Source organism: Rhizomicrobium sp., from assembly GCA_037200985.1.
GTDB lineage: Bacteria > Pseudomonadota > Alphaproteobacteria > Micropepsales > Micropepsaceae > Rhizomicrobium.
This window is the reverse complement of the sequence record JBBCGJ010000001.1, coordinates 1,685,169-1,700,947: the sequence shown is the minus strand read 5'-3', so window position 1 is coordinate 1,700,947 and position 15,779 is coordinate 1,685,169. Positions and strand designations below refer to the sequence as shown.

At 66.4% G+C, this 15,779-nt stretch carries 15 protein-coding genes; 13 read left to right on the top strand and 2 right to left on the bottom strand.

Annotated features, from left to right (window positions below):
- Positions 1–78 precede the first annotated feature (78 nt).
- The 11 genes from nuoG (at position 79) to WDN01_08220 (ending at position 13,020) form a co-directional block, all read left to right on the top strand.
- Positions 79–2,208, top strand: a complete 2,130-nt coding sequence (gene nuoG, locus WDN01_08270) for an NADH-quinone oxidoreductase subunit NuoG (GenBank protein MEJ0026008.1) — start codon at positions 79–81, stop codon at positions 2,206–2,208.
- A 4-nt stretch (positions 2,209–2,212) separates the two neighbouring features.
- Positions 2,213–3,265 (top strand): NADH-quinone oxidoreductase subunit NuoH, encoded by a 1,053-nt coding sequence (gene nuoH, locus WDN01_08265; protein ID MEJ0026007.1) that lies wholly within the window; start codon positions 2,213–2,215, stop codon positions 3,263–3,265.
- Positions 3,266–3,272: 7 nt separating this feature from the next.
- Positions 3,273–3,761: an NADH-quinone oxidoreductase subunit NuoI gene (nuoI, locus tag WDN01_08260; GenBank protein MEJ0026006.1), complete on the top strand. Its 489-nt coding sequence runs from the start codon at positions 3,273–3,275 to the stop codon at positions 3,759–3,761.
- Positions 3,762–3,913: 152 nt separating this feature from the next.
- The gene (locus WDN01_08255) at positions 3,914–4,525 is read left to right on the top strand and encodes an NADH-quinone oxidoreductase subunit J (GenBank protein ID MEJ0026005.1); all 612 of its coding nucleotides are present in this window, start codon (positions 3,914–3,916) and stop codon (positions 4,523–4,525) included.
- A 2-nt stretch (positions 4,526–4,527) separates the two neighbouring features.
- Positions 4,528–4,836, top strand: coding sequence for an NADH-quinone oxidoreductase subunit NuoK (gene nuoK, locus WDN01_08250; GenBank protein ID MEJ0026004.1), 309 nt, complete (start codon positions 4,528–4,530; stop codon positions 4,834–4,836).
- 1 nt (position 4,837) lies between these two features.
- Complete coding sequence (gene nuoL, locus WDN01_08245) at positions 4,838–6,859, top strand: NADH-quinone oxidoreductase subunit L (GenBank protein ID MEJ0026003.1); 2,022 nt, start codon at positions 4,838–4,840, stop codon at positions 6,857–6,859.
- Positions 6,856–8,382: an NADH-quinone oxidoreductase subunit M gene (locus WDN01_08240; GenBank protein ID MEJ0026002.1), complete on the top strand. Its 1,527-nt coding sequence runs from the start codon at positions 6,856–6,858 to the stop codon at positions 8,380–8,382. Before nuoL ends, WDN01_08240 begins: the two co-directional genes overlap by 4 nt.
- The gene (gene nuoN / locus WDN01_08235; protein ID MEJ0026001.1) at positions 8,379–9,815 is read left to right on the top strand and encodes an NADH-quinone oxidoreductase subunit NuoN; all 1,437 of its coding nucleotides are present in this window, start codon (positions 8,379–8,381) and stop codon (positions 9,813–9,815) included. Before WDN01_08240 ends, nuoN begins: the two co-directional genes overlap by 4 nt.
- Positions 9,812–10,555 (top strand): biotin--[acetyl-CoA-carboxylase] ligase, encoded by a 744-nt coding sequence (locus tag WDN01_08230; GenBank protein MEJ0026000.1) that lies wholly within the window; start codon positions 9,812–9,814, stop codon positions 10,553–10,555. Before nuoN ends, WDN01_08230 begins: the two co-directional genes overlap by 4 nt.
- 9 nt (positions 10,556–10,564) lie before the next feature.
- Positions 10,565–11,362: a type III pantothenate kinase gene (locus WDN01_08225; GenBank protein MEJ0025999.1), complete on the top strand. Its 798-nt coding sequence runs from the start codon at positions 10,565–10,567 to the stop codon at positions 11,360–11,362.
- Positions 11,359–13,020, top strand: coding sequence for a ribonuclease J (locus WDN01_08220; protein ID MEJ0025998.1), 1,662 nt, complete (start codon positions 11,359–11,361; stop codon positions 13,018–13,020). The genes WDN01_08225 and WDN01_08220 overlap by 4 nt, the downstream gene beginning before the upstream one ends.
- A 15-nt stretch (positions 13,021–13,035) precedes the next feature.
- Here WDN01_08220 and WDN01_08215 read toward each other — a convergent pair whose 3' ends face one another.
- The gene (locus WDN01_08215; protein MEJ0025997.1) at positions 13,036–13,407 is read right to left on the bottom strand and encodes a hypothetical protein; all 372 of its coding nucleotides are present in this window, start codon (positions 13,405–13,407) and stop codon (positions 13,036–13,038) included.
- Between the two features lie 87 nt (positions 13,408–13,494).
- Between WDN01_08215 and mce the strand changes: the two genes are divergently transcribed.
- Together mce and WDN01_08205 are read left to right on the top strand one after the other, a co-directional pair.
- The gene (gene mce, locus WDN01_08210) at positions 13,495–13,899 is read left to right on the top strand and encodes a methylmalonyl-CoA epimerase (GenBank protein MEJ0025996.1); all 405 of its coding nucleotides are present in this window, start codon (positions 13,495–13,497) and stop codon (positions 13,897–13,899) included.
- A complete protein-coding gene (locus tag WDN01_08205; protein MEJ0025995.1) occupies positions 13,896–14,129 on the top strand; it encodes a DUF1467 family protein in 234 nt (77 codons plus the stop codon). The genes mce and WDN01_08205 overlap by 4 nt, the downstream gene beginning before the upstream one ends.
- Here the strand turns inward: WDN01_08205 and WDN01_08200 are convergent, their stop codons facing one another.
- A complete protein-coding gene (locus tag WDN01_08200) occupies positions 14,130–15,422 on the bottom strand; it encodes an NCS2 family permease (protein ID MEJ0025994.1) in 1,293 nt (430 codons plus the stop codon). It abuts the gene before it with no gap.
- Positions 15,423–15,779: the final 357 nt, after the last annotated feature.

Below are 15,779 nucleotides of genomic sequence, written 5' to 3'. Positions count from 1 at the left end.
CTTGCGCGTCGTCGCAGGACTGGGCGGGACTTCACCTGGATGGCCCGCTGTGGCGGGCCATGACACGGGGACGGTGTGATGGCGTCGCGTAAATTGATCATCGACGGCAAGGAAATCGAGGCTGACGACAACGCCACGCTGCTGCAGGTCTGCGAGCAGACCGGCGCCGAGATTCCGCGCTTCTGCTATCACGAGCGGCTCTCCGTCGCCGGCAATTGCCGCATGTGCCTGGTCGAATGGGTCGGCGCGCCCAAGCCGCAGGCTTCCTGCGCGCTCCAGATCAAGGACATCATGCCGAACCGCGACGGCACGCCGGCCAAAATCAACACCAATTCCGACATCGCGCGCCGCGCCCGCGAAGGCGTGATGGAATTTCTCTTGATCAACCATCCGCTCGATTGCCCGATCTGCGACCAGGGCGGCGAATGCGACCTGCAGGATCAGGCGATGGGCTATGGCCGCGCCGCCTTCAACCGCTTCCACGAGAACAAGCGCGCCGTCGAAGACAAATATATGGGCCCGCTGGTCAAGACGGTGATGACACGCTGCATCCAGTGCACCCGCTGCGTCCGCTTCGCCACCGAAGTCGCCGGCGTTCCCGACCTCGGCGCCACCGGCCGCGGAGAGGACATGGAGATCACGACCTATCTCGAAAAGGCCTTTGCGTCGGAGCTCTCCGGCAATGTCGTCGATCTCTGCCCGGTCGGCGCGCTGACCTCCAAGCCTTACACGTTCACCGCGCGCCCCTGGGAGCTGCGCCACACCGACTCCGTCGACGTGATGGACGCGCAGGGCTGCAACATTGTCGTCGACGCGCGCGGGCCGCAGGTCATGCGCGTGCTGCCGCGCCTGAACGAGGACGTGAACGAGGAGTGGATATCCGACAAGGCGCGCCACGCCTGCGACGGCCTGGTGCGCCAGCGCCTCGATCGGCCTTATGTCCGCAAGTCCGGCAAGCTCCAGCCCGCCACCTGGGGCGAGGCCTTCGCTGCCATCGCCGCGCGCGTGGCGCGGACCACGCCCGAGAAGATGGCCGCCATCGTTGGCGATCTCGCCGCGGCGGAGGAGATCAAGGCGCTGAAGGACCTCATGTCCGTGCTCGGCGTCAAGAACATCGACTGCCGCCAGGACGGCGCCAAGCTCGGCGGTGCCCGCCAGTCCTATCTCTTCAACACGACCATCGCCGGCGTCGAAGCGGCCGATGCGATCCTCCTGGTCGGCGCCAATCCGCGCTGGGAAGCCCCGGTGCTGAACGCGCGTATCCGCAAAGCCTGGTCGAACGGCAACGTCAAGATCGCGGGCATCGGCGTGACGATGAACCAGACCTATCCGGTCGCCGATCTCGGCGCCGGCGTCGACGTGCTCGAACAGATCGCCAATGGCGGCCACGCCTTTGCGCAGGTCCTGCGCGACGCCAAGCGGCCCATGCTCATCCTCGGCGCAAGTGCCGTGGCGCGCGCCGACGGCGCGGCGATCCTGAAGCTTGCCGCGAAGATCGCCGCCGACACCGGCATGATCGGCCCCGCCGGCGGCGTGGCCGAAAGCGGCTGGAACGGCTTCAACGTGCTGCACACCGCCGCCAGCCGCGTCGCCGCGCTCGATCTCGGCTTCGTGCCCGGCGAGGGCGGGCGTGACGTCGCCGGCATCGTCGACGGCGCGCAGAAGGGCGAGATCGACTTCATATATCTGCTGGGCGCCGACGAGTGCGACGTCGCCCATCTCGGCCGCGCCTTCGTCGTCTATCAGGGCAGCCATGGCGATGCCGGCGCCCACAATGCCGACGTCATCCTGCCCGGCGCCGCCTATACCGAGAAGGAAGGCCTGTACCTCAATTTCGAGGGCCGGGTGCAGCCCGGCCACCGCGCCGTCTTCCCGCCCGGCGAGGCGAAGGAAGATTGGGCGATCGTCCGCGCGCTGTCCGACGTGCTGGCCAAGAAGCTGCCCTACGACACGCTTGAGGCGCTGCGCGCCGCGATGGTCGCCGACGCGCCACATTTCGCCGATCATCACGAGTTGGTGCCGCATGGCGGCGCCGGCGCGACCGACTGGACGACGGTTGGCGCCGACCTGCCGCTCGACCCGTCGCTGCCGCTCGGCAGCACGATGGCGGATTACTATCTGACGAACCCGATCGCGCGCGCCAGCGCCACCATGGCCGAGTGCAGCCGCGAATTCGTCACCGGTGCCACCCAGATGGCGGCGGAGTAGGGCGATGCTGCTGACGCACTACTTCAACGCGCTGGGGCTTCCTTACGGCTGGGCCTGGACCTTGAGCCAGGTCCTGGTTCTCGGCGTGCTCGAATTCCTCATGCTACTGATGGTCGCCGTCGTCATCCTGCTCGATCGCAAGATCTGGGCGGCGGTGCAGCTCCGCCGCGGCCCGAACGTGGTCGGCCCCTTCGGCGTGCTGCAGACCTTCGCCGACGCCTTCAAATTCCTGCTCAAGGAAGTCATCATTCCCGCCGGCGCCAACAAGGTGATCTTCATCCTGGCGCCGCTCGTCACGGCGACGCTCGCCTTCGCCGGCTGGGCCGTGGTGCCGCTGGACGACGGCTGGGTCGCCGCCGACATCAATGTCGGCGTCCTCTATCTCTTCGCCATGTCCTCGCTCGGCGTCTACGGCATCATCATGGCGGGCTGGGCCTCGAACTCGAAATACCCCTTCCTCTCCGCGCTGCGCGCCGCGGCCCAGATGGTGTCCTACGAGGTCTCGATCGGCTTTGTGATCATCACCGTGCTCTTGTTCGCCGGCTCGCTGAACCTCTCCGCCATCGTGCGCGCCCAGGAGACCTCCAGCGTCTTCGCCTTCGCCGGCTGGAATGTGTTCTCGATCCTTTTCCCCATGCTGCCGATCTTCTTCGTCTCGGCGCTGGCCGAGACCAATCGCCCGCCCTTCGACCTGGTGGAGGCCGAGTCCGAACTGGTCGCCGGCTTCTTCGTCGAATATTCGGCGACGCCGTTCCTGCTGTTCTTCCTCGGCGAGTACATCAGCGTCCTTCTGATGTGTGCGCTGTGCTCGGTCTTGTTCTTCGGCGGCTGGCTGCCGCCGCTGAACGTCGTGCCGTTCACGTTCGTGCCGGGCGTGATCTGGCTCGCGCTGAAGATGCTGTTCTTCTTCTTCCTCTTCTCGATGGTGAAGGCCATAGTGCCGCGCTATCGCTACGATCAACTGATGCGGCTCGGCTGGAAGGTCTTCCTGCCGACGTCGCTGATCTGGGTGGTGGTCACGGCGGGCTATGTGCTCGTCTTCCACCACCATGCGTGAGGCCGCCATGGCTACACTCGACCGCACCGCCCGCCAGCTCTTCTTCTGGGAGTTCATCACGAGCTTCTTCCTCGCGATGCGATACTTCTTCGCGTCCAAGACGACGATCAACTATCCCTTCGAGAAGGGCCCGCTCAGTCCCCGCTTCCGCGGCGAGCACGCACTGCGCCGCTATCCCAACGGCGAGGAACGCTGTATCGCGTGCAAGCTGTGCGAGGCGATCTGCCCGGCCCAGGCCATCACCATCGAGGCAGAGCCGCGCGACGACGGTTCCCGCCGCACCACGCGCTACGACATCGACATGGTGAAGTGCATCTATTGCGGCCTCTGCCAGGAAGCCTGCCCGGTGGACGCCATCGTGGAAGGCCCGAACTTCGAGTTCGCGACCGAAACGCGCGAGGAGCTCTACTACAACAAGGAGCGGCTGCTCGCGAACGGCGACCGCTGGGAGCGCGAGATCGCGCGCAACCTCGAACTCGACGCGCCGTACAGATGACCGAGAACCTCATCCCTCGCGCGCGTGAGCGCGCAAACGGTTTCACGCGGAGCCGCGGAGTCGCGGAGTGGAACTCGATCCTCCGCGCCTCCGCGTCTCCGCGTGAAACCGTCTCCGGCACGCCTTGGCGCGCCGGCCGGAGGGAGGCATAGATGCTGCTGCAGGCCATCGCCTTCTACGTCTTCTCCGCGATCATGCTCGCGGCCGCGTTCATGGTGATCGTGGCGCGCAATCCCGTGCATTCGGTGTTCTTCCTGATCCTCGCCTTCTTCAACGCCGCGGGCCTCTTCGTGCTGCTCGGCGCCGAGTTCCTGGCGATGATACTCATCATCGTCTATGTCGGCGCGGTCGCCGTGCTTTTCCTGTTCGTGGTGATGATGCTCGACGTCGATTTCGCGGAGCTGAAAAGCGGCGTGCAGCAATACATCCTGGTCGGCGCGGGCGTCGGCCTGCTGCTCCTGTTTGAGCTCGTCTTCTTCGTGGCGACGAAGTGGAATCTCGGGGCCGCGTCGCCATCGGCGCTGGCGCATCCGACGCCCACGACGCTCACCAACACCGAAGCGATCGGGCGCATCCTCTATACGGACTATGTCTACTACTTCCAGATCGCCGGGCTCGTGCTGCTGGTCGCCATGATCGGCGCCATCGTGCTGACGCTGCGCCACCGGCCCGGTGTGCGCCGCCAGAACATCGGCAAGCAGAACGCGCGCGTGGTGGGCGAGGCGATGACGGTCGTCGACGTCAAGCCGGGGCAGGGAGCCTGAACATGGCCATCGGTCTTGGACAATATCTCTTCGTCGCGGCGGTGCTCTTCACCATCGGCGTGTTCGGCATCTTCCTGAACCGCAAGAACGTCATCGTCATCCTGATGTCGATCGAGCTGATCCTGCTCAGCGTCAACATCAACTTCGTGGCGTTCTCGTCCTTCCTGCACGATCTGGTGGGGCAGGTCTTCGCGCTCTTCATCCTGACGGTGGCGGCCGCGGAATCCGCCATCGGGCTCGCCATCCTCGTCGTCTATTTCCGCAACCGCGGCACGATCGCCGTGGAAGACGTCAACCTGATGAAGGGCTGAGATGTACGCCGCGATCGTCTTCCTTCCCATCATCGCCTCCGCCATAGCGGGCCTGTTCGGCCGCGTGATCGGCGCGCGCGCCTCGGAGATCGTGACCACCGGCGCGCTCTTCATCTCCGCCGCGCTGTCGATCGTCGCCTTCTACGACACCACGATGCTCGGCCATTCGCACATCATCCAGATCGTGCCCTGGATCTATTCCGGCGACCTCAAGGTCGACTGGGCGATCCGGGTCGACGCGCTGACCGGCGTGATGCTCGTGGTCGTCACCGGCGTCTCCTCGCTCGTCCATCTTTATTCCATCGGCTACATGGCCGACGACGATAGCCGCCCGCGCTTCTTCGCCTATCTGTCGTTCTTCACCTTCGCCATGCTGATGCTGGTGACAGCGAACAATTTCGTCCAGATGTTCTTCGGCTGGGAGGGCGTCGGCGTCGCCTCCTATCTCTTGATCGGCTTCTGGTACAAGAAGCCGGAGGCCAATGCCGCGGCGATCAAGGCCTTCGTCGTCAACCGTGTCGGCGATTTCGGCTTCGCGCTCGGCATCTTCGGCATCTTCTACATCTTCAAGACGCTGGATTTCGACGCGGTGTTCGCCGCCGCGCCGGCCCAGGTCGGCCACACCTTCCATTTCGGAAGCTGGGACGTCGACGTCCTGACCACGCTCTGCCTGCTGCTGTTCGTCGGCGCGATGGGCAAGTCCGCCCAGCTCGGCCTGCACACCTGGCTGCCGGACGCGATGGAAGGCCCCACGCCGGTCTCCGCCCTGATCCATGCCGCCACCATGGTGACGGCCGGCGTGTTCCTGGTCTGCCGCTGCTCGCCCCTGTTCGAGCTCAGCCCCCGGGCGCTTGAATTCGTCACCTTCATCGGCGCCACCACGGCGTTCTTCGCCGCCTCGGTCGGCCTCTTCCAGAACGACATCAAGCGCGTCATCGCCTATTCGACCTGCTCGCAGCTCGGCTATATGTTCGTCGCCGCCGGCGTCAGCGCCTATGGCGCGGCGATGTTCCATCTCTTCACGCACGCTTTCTTCAAGGCGCTGCTGTTCCTTTCCGCCGGTTCGGTGATCCACGCGATGCATCACGAGCAGGACATGCGGAAGATGGGCGGCCTCGCCAAGGCGATCCCCTTCACCTGGGCGATGATGCTGATCGGCAATCTGGCGCTGACCGGCGTCGGCATCCCGAACGTCCATGTCGGATTCGCCGGCTTCTACTCCAAGGACTCGATTATCGACGCGGCCTATCTCTCGCAGCACGGCATGGCGGCCTATGCCTTCATCCTCACCCTGGTCGCCGCCGGCATGACCTCGTTCTATTCCTGGCGCCAGTTCCTGATGACCTTCCACGGCCGCTATCGCGGGCAGGACCACGTCCAACTCTCGCATTCCGACGACCACAGCCATACCGATGACGCGGATGACGATCACCATCACGCGCCGGCGCTGTCCGAGGTCCATGAGTCGCCCTATGTGATGCTGATCCCGCTCGGCGTGCTCGCGCTGGGCGCGGTGTTCGCCGGCATCGCCTTCGACCATTTCTTCATCGGCCACGACTCGGCCGGCTTCTGGCACGGCACGCTCGCCGCGATCGCCGGCGACGGCCTGAAGCCGCAGGTCGAGGAATTCCCCGAATGGGTCGAGCTGGCGCCCTTCGTGCTGACGGTGCTGGGCTTCGGCGTCGCCTACTACTATTACATCCTGCACCCGGACCTGCCGCGCCGGATGGCGGCGAAGCGCGGGCTTCTCTACCTCTTCCTCTACAACAAGTGGTATTTCGACGAGCTATACGATTTCCTGTTCGTCCAGCCGGCCTTGAAGCTCGGCCGCTTCCTGTGGAAGCGCGGCGACGGCACGGTGATCGACGGGCTCGGCCCCGACGGCGTTGCGGCCCGCGTGCTCGACGCGACGCGCGGCGCGGTGCGGCTCCAGTCCGGCTATGTTTACCACTACGCCTTCGCGATGCTGATCGGCGTGGTCGCCCTTGCCACCTGGTTCATGCTCGCGGGAGCGCACCCATGAGCGGCTGGCCCATTCTCAGCATCGTCACCTTCCTGCCCCTAATCGGCGCGGCCGCCATCATCCTGCTCGCGCGCGGTTCGGCGGCGACCATTGCCAGCAACGCCCGCTGGATCGCCCTGATCACGACCATCGTCGAGTTCGCGGTCTCGCTCGTCATCTGGGCGAAGTTCGACGGCCACACTGCCGCCTTCCAGTTCGAGGAGACCGCGGCCTGGCTCGCGCCCGGCATCGGCTATCATCTGGGCGTCGACGGCATTTCGATGCTGTTCGTCGTGCTGACCGCCGGCCTGATGCCGTTCTGCATCCTGGCGAGCTGGGAATCGATCGAGGACCGCGTCGCCGAATACATGATCGCGTTCCTCGCGCTCGAAACCATGATGATCGGCGTCTTCACCTCGCTCGATCTGGTGCTGTTCTACGTCTTCTTCGAGGCCGGCCTGATCCCGATGTTCATCATCATCGGCGTGTGGGGCGGCAAGCGCCGCGTCTATGCCAGCTTCAAGTTCTTCCTCTACACGCTGCTCGGCTCGCTCCTGATGCTGCTCGCGATCCTGGCGATGTACTATACCGCCGGCACCACCGACATCGCGACGCTGCTGCATTACCATTTCGATCCCAGGCTCCAGACCTTCCTCTGGCTCGCCTTCTTCGCGAGCTTCGCGGTCAAGATGCCGATGTGGCCGGTCCATACCTGGCTGCCCGACGCGCATGTCGAGGCGCCGACGGCCGGCTCCGTCATCCTGGCCGGCATCCTCCTGAAGATGGGCGGCTACGGCTTCCTGCGCTTCTCGCTGCCGATGTTCGCCAGCGCCTCGGTCACCTTCACGCCGCTGGTCTTCGCGCTCTCCGTCATCGCCATCATCTACACCTCGCTGGTGGCGCTGGCGCAGGAGGACATGAAAAAGCTCATCGCCTATTCCTCCATCGCCCATATGGGTTTCGTCACCATGGGCCTTTTCACGCTCACCCAGCAGGGCCTGGACGGCGGCATCTTCCAGATGCTGAGCCACGGCGTGGTCTCGGGCGCGCTCTTCCTCTGCGTCGGGGTGATATACGACCGCATGCACACGCGCGAGATCGCGGCCTATGGCGGTCTCGTCAATCGCATGCCGATCTATGCGGCCTGTTTCATGGTGTTCACGCTCGCCAATATCGGCCTGCCGGGCACCGGCGGCTTCGTGGGCGAGTTCATGACCATGCTGGGCGCCTTCATGGCCAACACCTGGGTCGCGATCTTCGCCGCCACCGGCGTGATCCTCTCGGCCGCCTATGCGCTCTATCTCTACCGCCGCGTCGTGTTCGGCGAGCTGGTCAAGCCGGCGCTGAAGACCATCCAGGATCTTTCGCTGCGCGAGATCGCCATCCTGGCGCCGCTGGTCGTCCTCACCATCGCGATGGGCATCTACCCCAAGCCCGTGTTCGACGTGACCTCGGCGTCCGTCGCCAACCTGATCGCCGAGCACCAGACCGCGCTCGCCATCGACCATGCGCCCAAGCTCGCGGCGCGGGGACTTCGCCCATGACCCTGCAAGCCGACCTTCTCGTCCTCCTGCCGGAGCTTCTGCTCGCGATCGGCGCGATGGCGCTCCTGATCGGCGGCGTCACCGCGGGCGATCGCGCCGCCGGCATCGTGTCCTGGCTCGCGATCGCGCTCCTGGCCGTCGCCGGCTGGCTGGTGTTTTCGCACGCCCGGCCGGCCTCGGCCTTTGGCGGCGCCTTCGTGGTCGACGGCTTCGCGCGGTTCAGCAAGATCCTCATCCTCGCCGGCTCGGCGCTCTCCATCCTGATGGCGGACGAATTCTTCGGCCTGGAAAAGACAAGGCGCTTCGAATTGCCGGTGCTGATGCTCCTGGCGACGCTCGGCATGATGCTGATGGTCTCGGCCTCCAGCTTCATCGCGCTCTATATGGGCCTGGAGCTGCAGAGCCTCGCGCTCTACGTGCTGGCCGCCTTCAACCGGGATTCGCTGCGCTCGACCGAAGCAGGTCTTAAATATTTCGTCCTTGGTGCGCTGTCGTCCGGCATGCTGCTCTACGGCATCTCGCTGATCTACGGCTTCACCGGCTCGACCGAGTTCGCGATCATCGCCAAGGCCACCGCCGGTGGCGGCGCCAATCTCGGCCTGATCTTCGGTCTCGTCTTCCTGGTCGCGGGCCTCGCCTTCAAGGTCGGCGCTGTGCCGTTCCATATGTGGACGCCGGACGTGTACGAGGGCTCGCCGACTCCCGTTACCGCCTTCTTCGTCACCGCCGCCAAGGTCGCCGCCTTCGCGCTCTTCATCCGCGCCGTGGTCGCGCCGTTCCCGGGCCTGATCCACCAGTGGCAGCAGATCGTCGTGGTGGTCTCGGTGCTGTCCGTCGTGCTCGGCTCGGTCGCCGCCATCGGCCAGACCAACATCAAGCGCCTGCTCGCCTACAGCTCCATCGGCCATGTCGGTTACGCACTGCTCGGCCTCGCCGCCGGCACGCAGCTCGGCATCCAGGGCATGCTGGTCTATCTGGCCTATTACCTGCTCACCAATCTGGGCATGTTCGCCTGCGTCTCCGCCATGCGCCGCGACGGCGAGCCGGTGGAGGACATCCGCCAGCTTGCCGGCCTGTCGCGCACCCAGCCCTGGTTCGCCTTCGCCATGGCGGCGCTGACGCTGAGCCTTGCCGGCCTGCCGCCGCTCGCCGGCATCTTCGCCAAGCTCTACGTCTTCGGCGCCGCGATCCAGGCCCATCTCTACGTGCCGGCCATCATCAACATCGTCGCCAGCGTGGCGGGCGCGTTCTACTATCTGCGCATCCTCCAGATCATGTATTTCGACGAGCCGGTGCGCGGCTTCGACCGCGGCGTCGGCGGCGGCACGCAGGCGATCATGTGGGGCACCAGCGCCGTCTCGCTGTTCTTCGTCGTCGTCCCGGCGCCCACGATCGCCATTGCCGGCAGCGCGGCGCACGCGCTTTTCCCGTGACGTCCTGGCCGCAAGGCTACGCATTGAAGACGTTCGACGTCATCGACTCGACGAACGAGGAAGCCAAGCGCCTCGCCGGCCGCGGCGAGGCCGGCCCGATCTGGATTTCGGCGGCGCGCCAGACCGCGGGCAGGGGACGGCGCGGCCGCGTCTGGGAATCCCCCACCGGCAATCTCGCCGCCACCCTGATGCTGCGTCCCGGCAAGCCCGCCCAGGATTGCGCCCAGCTTTCCTTTGCCGCGGCGATAGCGGCCTGCGATGCACTGCGTGACTTCGCGCAGGTTTCGGACGTCCGCGTCAAATGGCCGAACGACGTTCTGGCGGGCGGCGCCAAGATCGCCGGCATCCTGCTCGAATCCTCCGGTCCGGCGGGCGAGGTTCCCGCCTGGCTCGCCATCGGCATCGGCATCAACCTCGCGTCGCATCCGGGCGGCACGGAATTCCCCGCCACCTCGCTCAAGGCGGAGGGCGCCGCTGTCCCGACGGCCGATGACGCCCTGCTGCACCTCGCCGCCCATTTCGCCCGATGGTACGGGCGCTGGCAGGCCGAGGGTTTCGCGCCCATCCGCGATGCCTGGCTCGCCCGCGCCGCCGGCCTCGGCACCCGCATCCGCGCCCGGCTGGCGATCGGCGAGACCGCAGGGGTATTCGAGGGCATCGACAACACCGGCGCCCTGATCCTGCGGGAGAGCGCCGGAACCGTCCGCCACATCGCTGCGGGCGAAGTGTTTTTCGCGTAAGGTCGTCCCATGCTTCTCGCCATCGACGCCGGCAACACCAACATCGTCTTCGCGGTCAGCGAAGGTGGGGAGATCCGCGCCGAATGGCGCGCCGTGACCGAAACCCGCCGCACCGCCGACGAATATGCCGTCCTGCTCCAGCCGCTGCTCCAGCTCCAGGGCATCAGCTTCGCCGACATCGACGCGGCGATCATCGCGACCGTGGTGCCCTCGGCGCTGTTCGACCTGCGCCAGCTCTGCCGCCGCTACCTCAAATGCGAGCCGCTGGTGATCGGCGACGCCGATCTCGACCTCGGCATCAAGATAAACGTCGACCACCCCGAGGCCGTCGGCGCCGACCGCCTGGTCAACACCGTGGCGGCGCATGAGCGCTACAAGGGCGCCCTGATCGTGGTCGATTTCGGCACTGCCACGACCTTCGACGTGGTGTCGGAGGCCGGCGACTACGAAGGCGGCGTCATCGCGCCGGGCGCCAACCTGTCGGCCGAGGCGCTGCATGGGGCGGCCGCCATGCTGCCGCGCGTCGCGGTGGTGCGCACCCAGAGCGTGATCGGCAAGGACACCGTGCCCGCCATGCAGTCCGGGCTCTATTGGGGCTATGTCAGCCTGATCGAAGGCATTGTGGCGCGCATCAAGGAGGAGTACGGCAAGCCGATGACCGTCATCGGCACGGGCGGCCTCGCCAACCTGTTCCACCGCCAGACCGCGGCGATCGAGCATCTCGATCCCGACCTCACCATCCGCGGCCTCATCCAGATTCACGCGCGCAACGCCGAACGCGCCAAGGCGAAGCCCGCGCCCGCATGAACCATCCCGAACGCGACGACGAACTCGTCTTCTTGGCCCTGGGGGGCTCGGGCGAGATCGGCATGAACTTCAACGCCTATGGTTATGGCCCGCCCGACGACCGCAAATGGATCGTGGTCGATTGCGGCGTCTTGTTCGGGCGCGAGACCACCACGCCCGGCGTCGACCTCATCATGCCGGACATCCGCTTCCTCGCCGAGCAGCGCGAGAACGTGCTCGCCATCGTCGCCACCCATGCGCATGAGGATCACATCGGCGCCATCCCGCATCTGTGGCCGACGCTGCGCTGTCCGATCTACGCCACGCCATTCACCGCGGTGCTGATCGAGGGCAAGCTGGAGGAGGCCGGTCTTTCGGCAAAGGTGCATCCCAGGCGCGTGCCGCTCTCCGGCAAGATAGAGCTCGGCCCCTTCGCGATCGAGTTCATCTCCATCACCCATTCCATTCCTGAGCCCAACGCGCTCGCCATCCGCACGCCGCTCGGCCTCATCGTCCACACCGGCGACTGGAAGATCGATCCCGAGCCGCAGGTCGGCGAAGTCACCGACATCGCCGCGCTGAAGGCGCTGGGCGACGAGGGCGTGCTCGCCACCGTTTGCGACTCCACCAACGCGCTGGTCGCCGGCGAGTCCGGCTCCGAGGCCCGGGTGCGCGAGGCGCTGACCACCCTGATCGGCACGCTGAAGGGCCGTGTCGCGGTCACCTCCTTCGCCTCGAACGTCGCCCGGCTCGACACCATCGCCCGCGCCGCCAAGGCCCATGGCCGCCAGGTCGCCCTCGTCGGCCGCGCCATGCACAAGATCACCGATGCCGCGCGCGAGACCGGCTATCTGAAAGGCTTTCCCGCGATCATCGACGAGGCCGAGGCCGCCCAGCTTCCCCCCAACCGCGTGCTCTATCTCTGCACCGGCAGCCAGGGCGAGCCGCGTGCCGCGCTGGCCCGCATCGCCGAGGGCAACCATCCCAATGTCAGCCTCGGCAAGGGCGACGCCGTGATCTTCTCGTCCCGCGTCATCCCCGGAAACGACATCGCCATACACGAGCTGCACAACAAGCTCTCGCTCCTGGGCGTCGAGGTCCTGTCCGCCGACGACCATTTCGTCCACGTCTCCGGCCATCCCTGCCGCGACGAGCTGGCCGAGATGTACCGCTGGACCCGGCCGCAGATCGCCATCCCGGTCCATGGCGAGCCGCGCCACCAGGCCGAGCATGCGCGCCTCGCGCTCTCGCTCCAGGTGCCGCAGGCCATCGTGCCGGAGAACGGCCAGCTTATCCGCCTCGCCCCCGGTCGCGCCGGGGTGATCGACGAAGTGCCGTCCGGCCGCGTCTACATGGACGGGCGCGTGCTGATCGGGGAGGGCGCGGGTCTTTCCCGCCACCGCCGGGCACTCGCCTTCGCCGGCATGATCGCGATCACCCTGGTGCTGGACGGCAAGGGCCGCCCCGCCGCCGATCCCGCCGTCATCATTGAGGGCATCCCGGAGCCGGTGCACGAGGCGATCCGCGCCGCGCTGGAAGAGCCGCTCAAGCGCCACAATCCCAAGCGCGACCTCGACGGCCACAGCCTGAAAGAGAGCGTCCGGCGCGCCGCCCGCCGGGCCGCCGAGAACGCCTGGGGCAAGAAGCCGGTGACGCGGGTGGAAGTGGTCCAGATATAGGCAAGCGGCCCGCCGTCAGATCCAGCGCCGGATCGCGTCCATCGTGTCGTGCGGCCCGGTGTTGAAGCACAGCTTCGCCCCCGGTGCGTTGGCGTGGATCACGTTCACCAGCTTCTCGAACAGAAGCAGAAAGGCCGGGTTGTTGCGCACGCCGGCGCCGATACAGACGCAATCCGGCTTCTGCTTTTCGAGCGCATCGGCCAGCACTGTCTCGGCCGTTGCGCCGGTGTCGAGATAGAGGACGCTCGCCTCATAGCCCGCGGCCGCCAGTGCCATCACCTGTTCGTTCAGCGCCGCGACCAGCGTCTGCGGATTGAGCGACGGACTGGTCCTGGCGAAGTCGACGAGCGGTGGTTCCAGTCCCGCCACGGTCACGCGCTTGCCCACTTGCCCCTCCGTAAATCGGTCGCATTTGTTGCGGCCGTCGTTAGCATGATAGTTTGGCGCTTCGAAGTCATCAGCTTGGAAAGCCTCATGATCGGACGCCTCAACCACGTCGCCATCGCCACCGGCGACATCAAGAAAGCCGCCGCCATCTACCGGGACGTCCTCGGCGGCAAGGTCTCGGAGGAAGTGGCGCAGCCCGACCACGGCGTGACCACGGTCTTCGTCGATCTCGGCAACACCAAGATCGAGCTGCTCGAGCCCCTGGGCGAGAACTCGCCGATCGCGAACTTCCTCAAGAAGAACCCGAACGGCGGCATGCACCATGTCTGCTACGAGGTCGAGGACATCTACGCCGCGCGCGACAAGATGAAGGCGGAAGGTGCCACCATCACCGGCACGGGCGAGCCGCGCATCGGCGCCCATGGCAAGCCGGTCCTCTTCCTGCATCCGAAGGATTTCGTCGGCACGCTGGTCGAGCTTGAACAGGCGTGACCATCGTCTCGTTCATCCATGGTGTGGTGCTGTTCGCCACGTATGCGATCCTCTGGTTCCTGTCGCTGTTCTGCCTCCTGCCGGTCGGCCTCGGCGCCGAGACCGACCCCGAATCCGGCGCCCCGCTGACCCCCATGCTCGGCCGCAAGGCTCTGCTGGCCACCGGCATCGCGGCGGTGCTCTGGGTCGTGTTCTACCTGCTGATCGCGTTCAAGGTGCTCGACCTGTAGTCAGCCGGCCAGCGCGATTTTCGCCGCGAACGCGACGGCGATGATCGCCACCGCCGCGTTCACGTCGCGCCAGCGCCCCGACACGATCTTGATCGCCGCATAGGCGATGAAGCCGATTCCCATACCGCCGGCGATCGAATAGGTGAAGGGAATGGCGAGCGCGGTGACGAGGGCAGGGGCCGCTTCCGTCATGTCGTCCCAGTCGATCTCCTTCAGGCCCCTGGCCATCAGCGCGGCCACGAAGACCAGCGCCGGCGCCGTCGCATAGGCGGGCACCGCGCCCGCCAGCGGCGCGAAGAACAGGCTCAGCAGGAACAGCACCGCCACCACCGCGGCGGTCAGGCCGGTGCGCCCGCCCGCCTGCACCCCCGCCGCGCTCTCGATATAGGCCGTGACCGGCGAGGTGCCGAGGGCGGCGCCGATCATGGTGCCGACGGCGTCCGCGGTCAGCGCCCGCCGCGCATTCTTCAGCCGCCCGTCCGGCTCCAGCAGCCTCGCCTGCTGCGCCACCGCCGCCAGCGTGCCCGACGTGTCCAGCATGTCGATCAGCAGGAAGGCGAACACCGCGGTCGCGATCGCGCCGCCCGACACGCCGCTGAACGTCATCTGAAACAGGGTCGGCGCCGGCGACGGCGGCAGGGCCAGGATCGACGGCACCGGCTCCAGATGCAGCAGCACCGCCGCCAGCGTCGCCGCCACGATGGCGATCAGCACCGCGCCCACGATCCGTCCCGCCGCCAGCGCGAACATCAGCACGAAGGCGGCGGCCGCGATCAGCACCTTGGGATCGGTCAGCACGCCCTGCTGGAGCAGCGTCGCGGGGCTCGCCACCGCGATTCCGGCGTTCTCGAATCCGATGAGCGCCAGGAAGAATCCGATTCCCGCCGCGATGGCGAGCTTGAGGTTTTGCGGGATCGCATTGATCAGCCATTCGCGCGCGGGCGTGATCGAGACGATCACGAACAGGATGCCCGACAGGAACACGCAGCCAAGCGCCAGGCGCCAGTCGCCGCCCAGCGCCGGTACGACGGTGAAGGCGAAATAGGCGTTCAGCCCCATCCCCGGCGCCAGCGCCACCGGCAGGTTCGCGTAGAGGCCCATCAGAAGCGTCGTGGCGGCGGAGGCGACGCAGGTCGCCATGAACACCGCGCCCGGATCCATGCCCGCCCGCGCCAGGATCTGCGGGTTCACGAACATGATATAGGCCATGGTCAGGAAGGTCGTTGCCCCAGCGACAAGTTCGCGGCGCGCCGTCGTGCCATGCGCATGCAGCGCGAACACCCGTTCGAACATCCCAAAGCCCCCAGCGAGAGAGTCGCTGGGTCCATCGTTGCCGGATGTTCTGAAAATGCGAAAGGCCGGTCGCCCGGCCTTTCATCCGCCTTCGCGGTTATGCTCCCCGAACTTGGCCGCTCTAAAAAGCGCTTTTTTGTTCGTCGTGGTGCAGGTTCATACTGGAATTCGCGCTGCCTGTCACGAAATATCTCGCAAACTGACAAGAAATCTGCGCAAGAAAATGTCAGCCACACCAACTTCCGCGAATGCCGAGGTTGAGCGCGCCGCGGGCGGACCTTCGCCCCCGTTTGCGGCGTTGCCTTGACAGGGCTGGGCTGCGCCGGGAGCGTGGTGGCGGATAAGGGTCGAGGGGCT

What these genes read in the sequence shown, in the direction of transcription:
- nuoI (MEJ0026006.1), top strand. Translation starts at nt 3,273, where the DNA reads ATGGCTACACTCGACCGCACCGCCCGCCAGCTCTTCTTCTGGGAGTTC.
- WDN01_08255 (MEJ0026005.1), top strand. Translation starts at nt 3,914, where the DNA reads ATGCTGCTGCAGGCCATCGCCTTCTACGTCTTCTCCGCGATCATGCTC.
- WDN01_08225 (MEJ0025999.1), top strand. Translation starts at nt 10,565, where the DNA reads ATGCTTCTCGCCATCGACGCCGGCAACACCAACATCGTCTTCGCGGTC.
- mce (MEJ0025996.1), top strand. Translation starts at nt 13,495, where the DNA reads ATGATCGGACGCCTCAACCACGTCGCCATCGCCACCGGCGACATCAAG.
- nuoG (MEJ0026008.1), top strand. Translation starts at nt 79, where the DNA reads ATGGCGTCGCGTAAATTGATCATCGACGGCAAGGAAATCGAGGCTGAC.
- nuoN (MEJ0026001.1), top strand. Translation starts at nt 8,379, where the DNA reads ATGACCCTGCAAGCCGACCTTCTCGTCCTCCTGCCGGAGCTTCTGCTC.
- nuoK (MEJ0026004.1), top strand. Translation starts at nt 4,528, where the DNA reads ATGGCCATCGGTCTTGGACAATATCTCTTCGTCGCGGCGGTGCTCTTC.
- WDN01_08220 (MEJ0025998.1), top strand. Translation starts at nt 11,359, where the DNA reads ATGAACCATCCCGAACGCGACGACGAACTCGTCTTCTTGGCCCTGGGG.
- WDN01_08200 (MEJ0025994.1), bottom strand. Translation starts at nt 15,422, where the DNA reads ATGTTCGAACGGGTGTTCGCGCTGCATGCGCATGGCACGACGGCGCGC.
- WDN01_08240 (MEJ0026002.1), top strand. Translation starts at nt 6,856, where the DNA reads ATGAGCGGCTGGCCCATTCTCAGCATCGTCACCTTCCTGCCCCTAATC.
- nuoH (MEJ0026007.1), top strand. Translation starts at nt 2,213, where the DNA reads ATGCTGCTGACGCACTACTTCAACGCGCTGGGGCTTCCTTACGGCTGG.
- nuoL (MEJ0026003.1), top strand. Translation starts at nt 4,838, where the DNA reads ATGTACGCCGCGATCGTCTTCCTTCCCATCATCGCCTCCGCCATAGCG.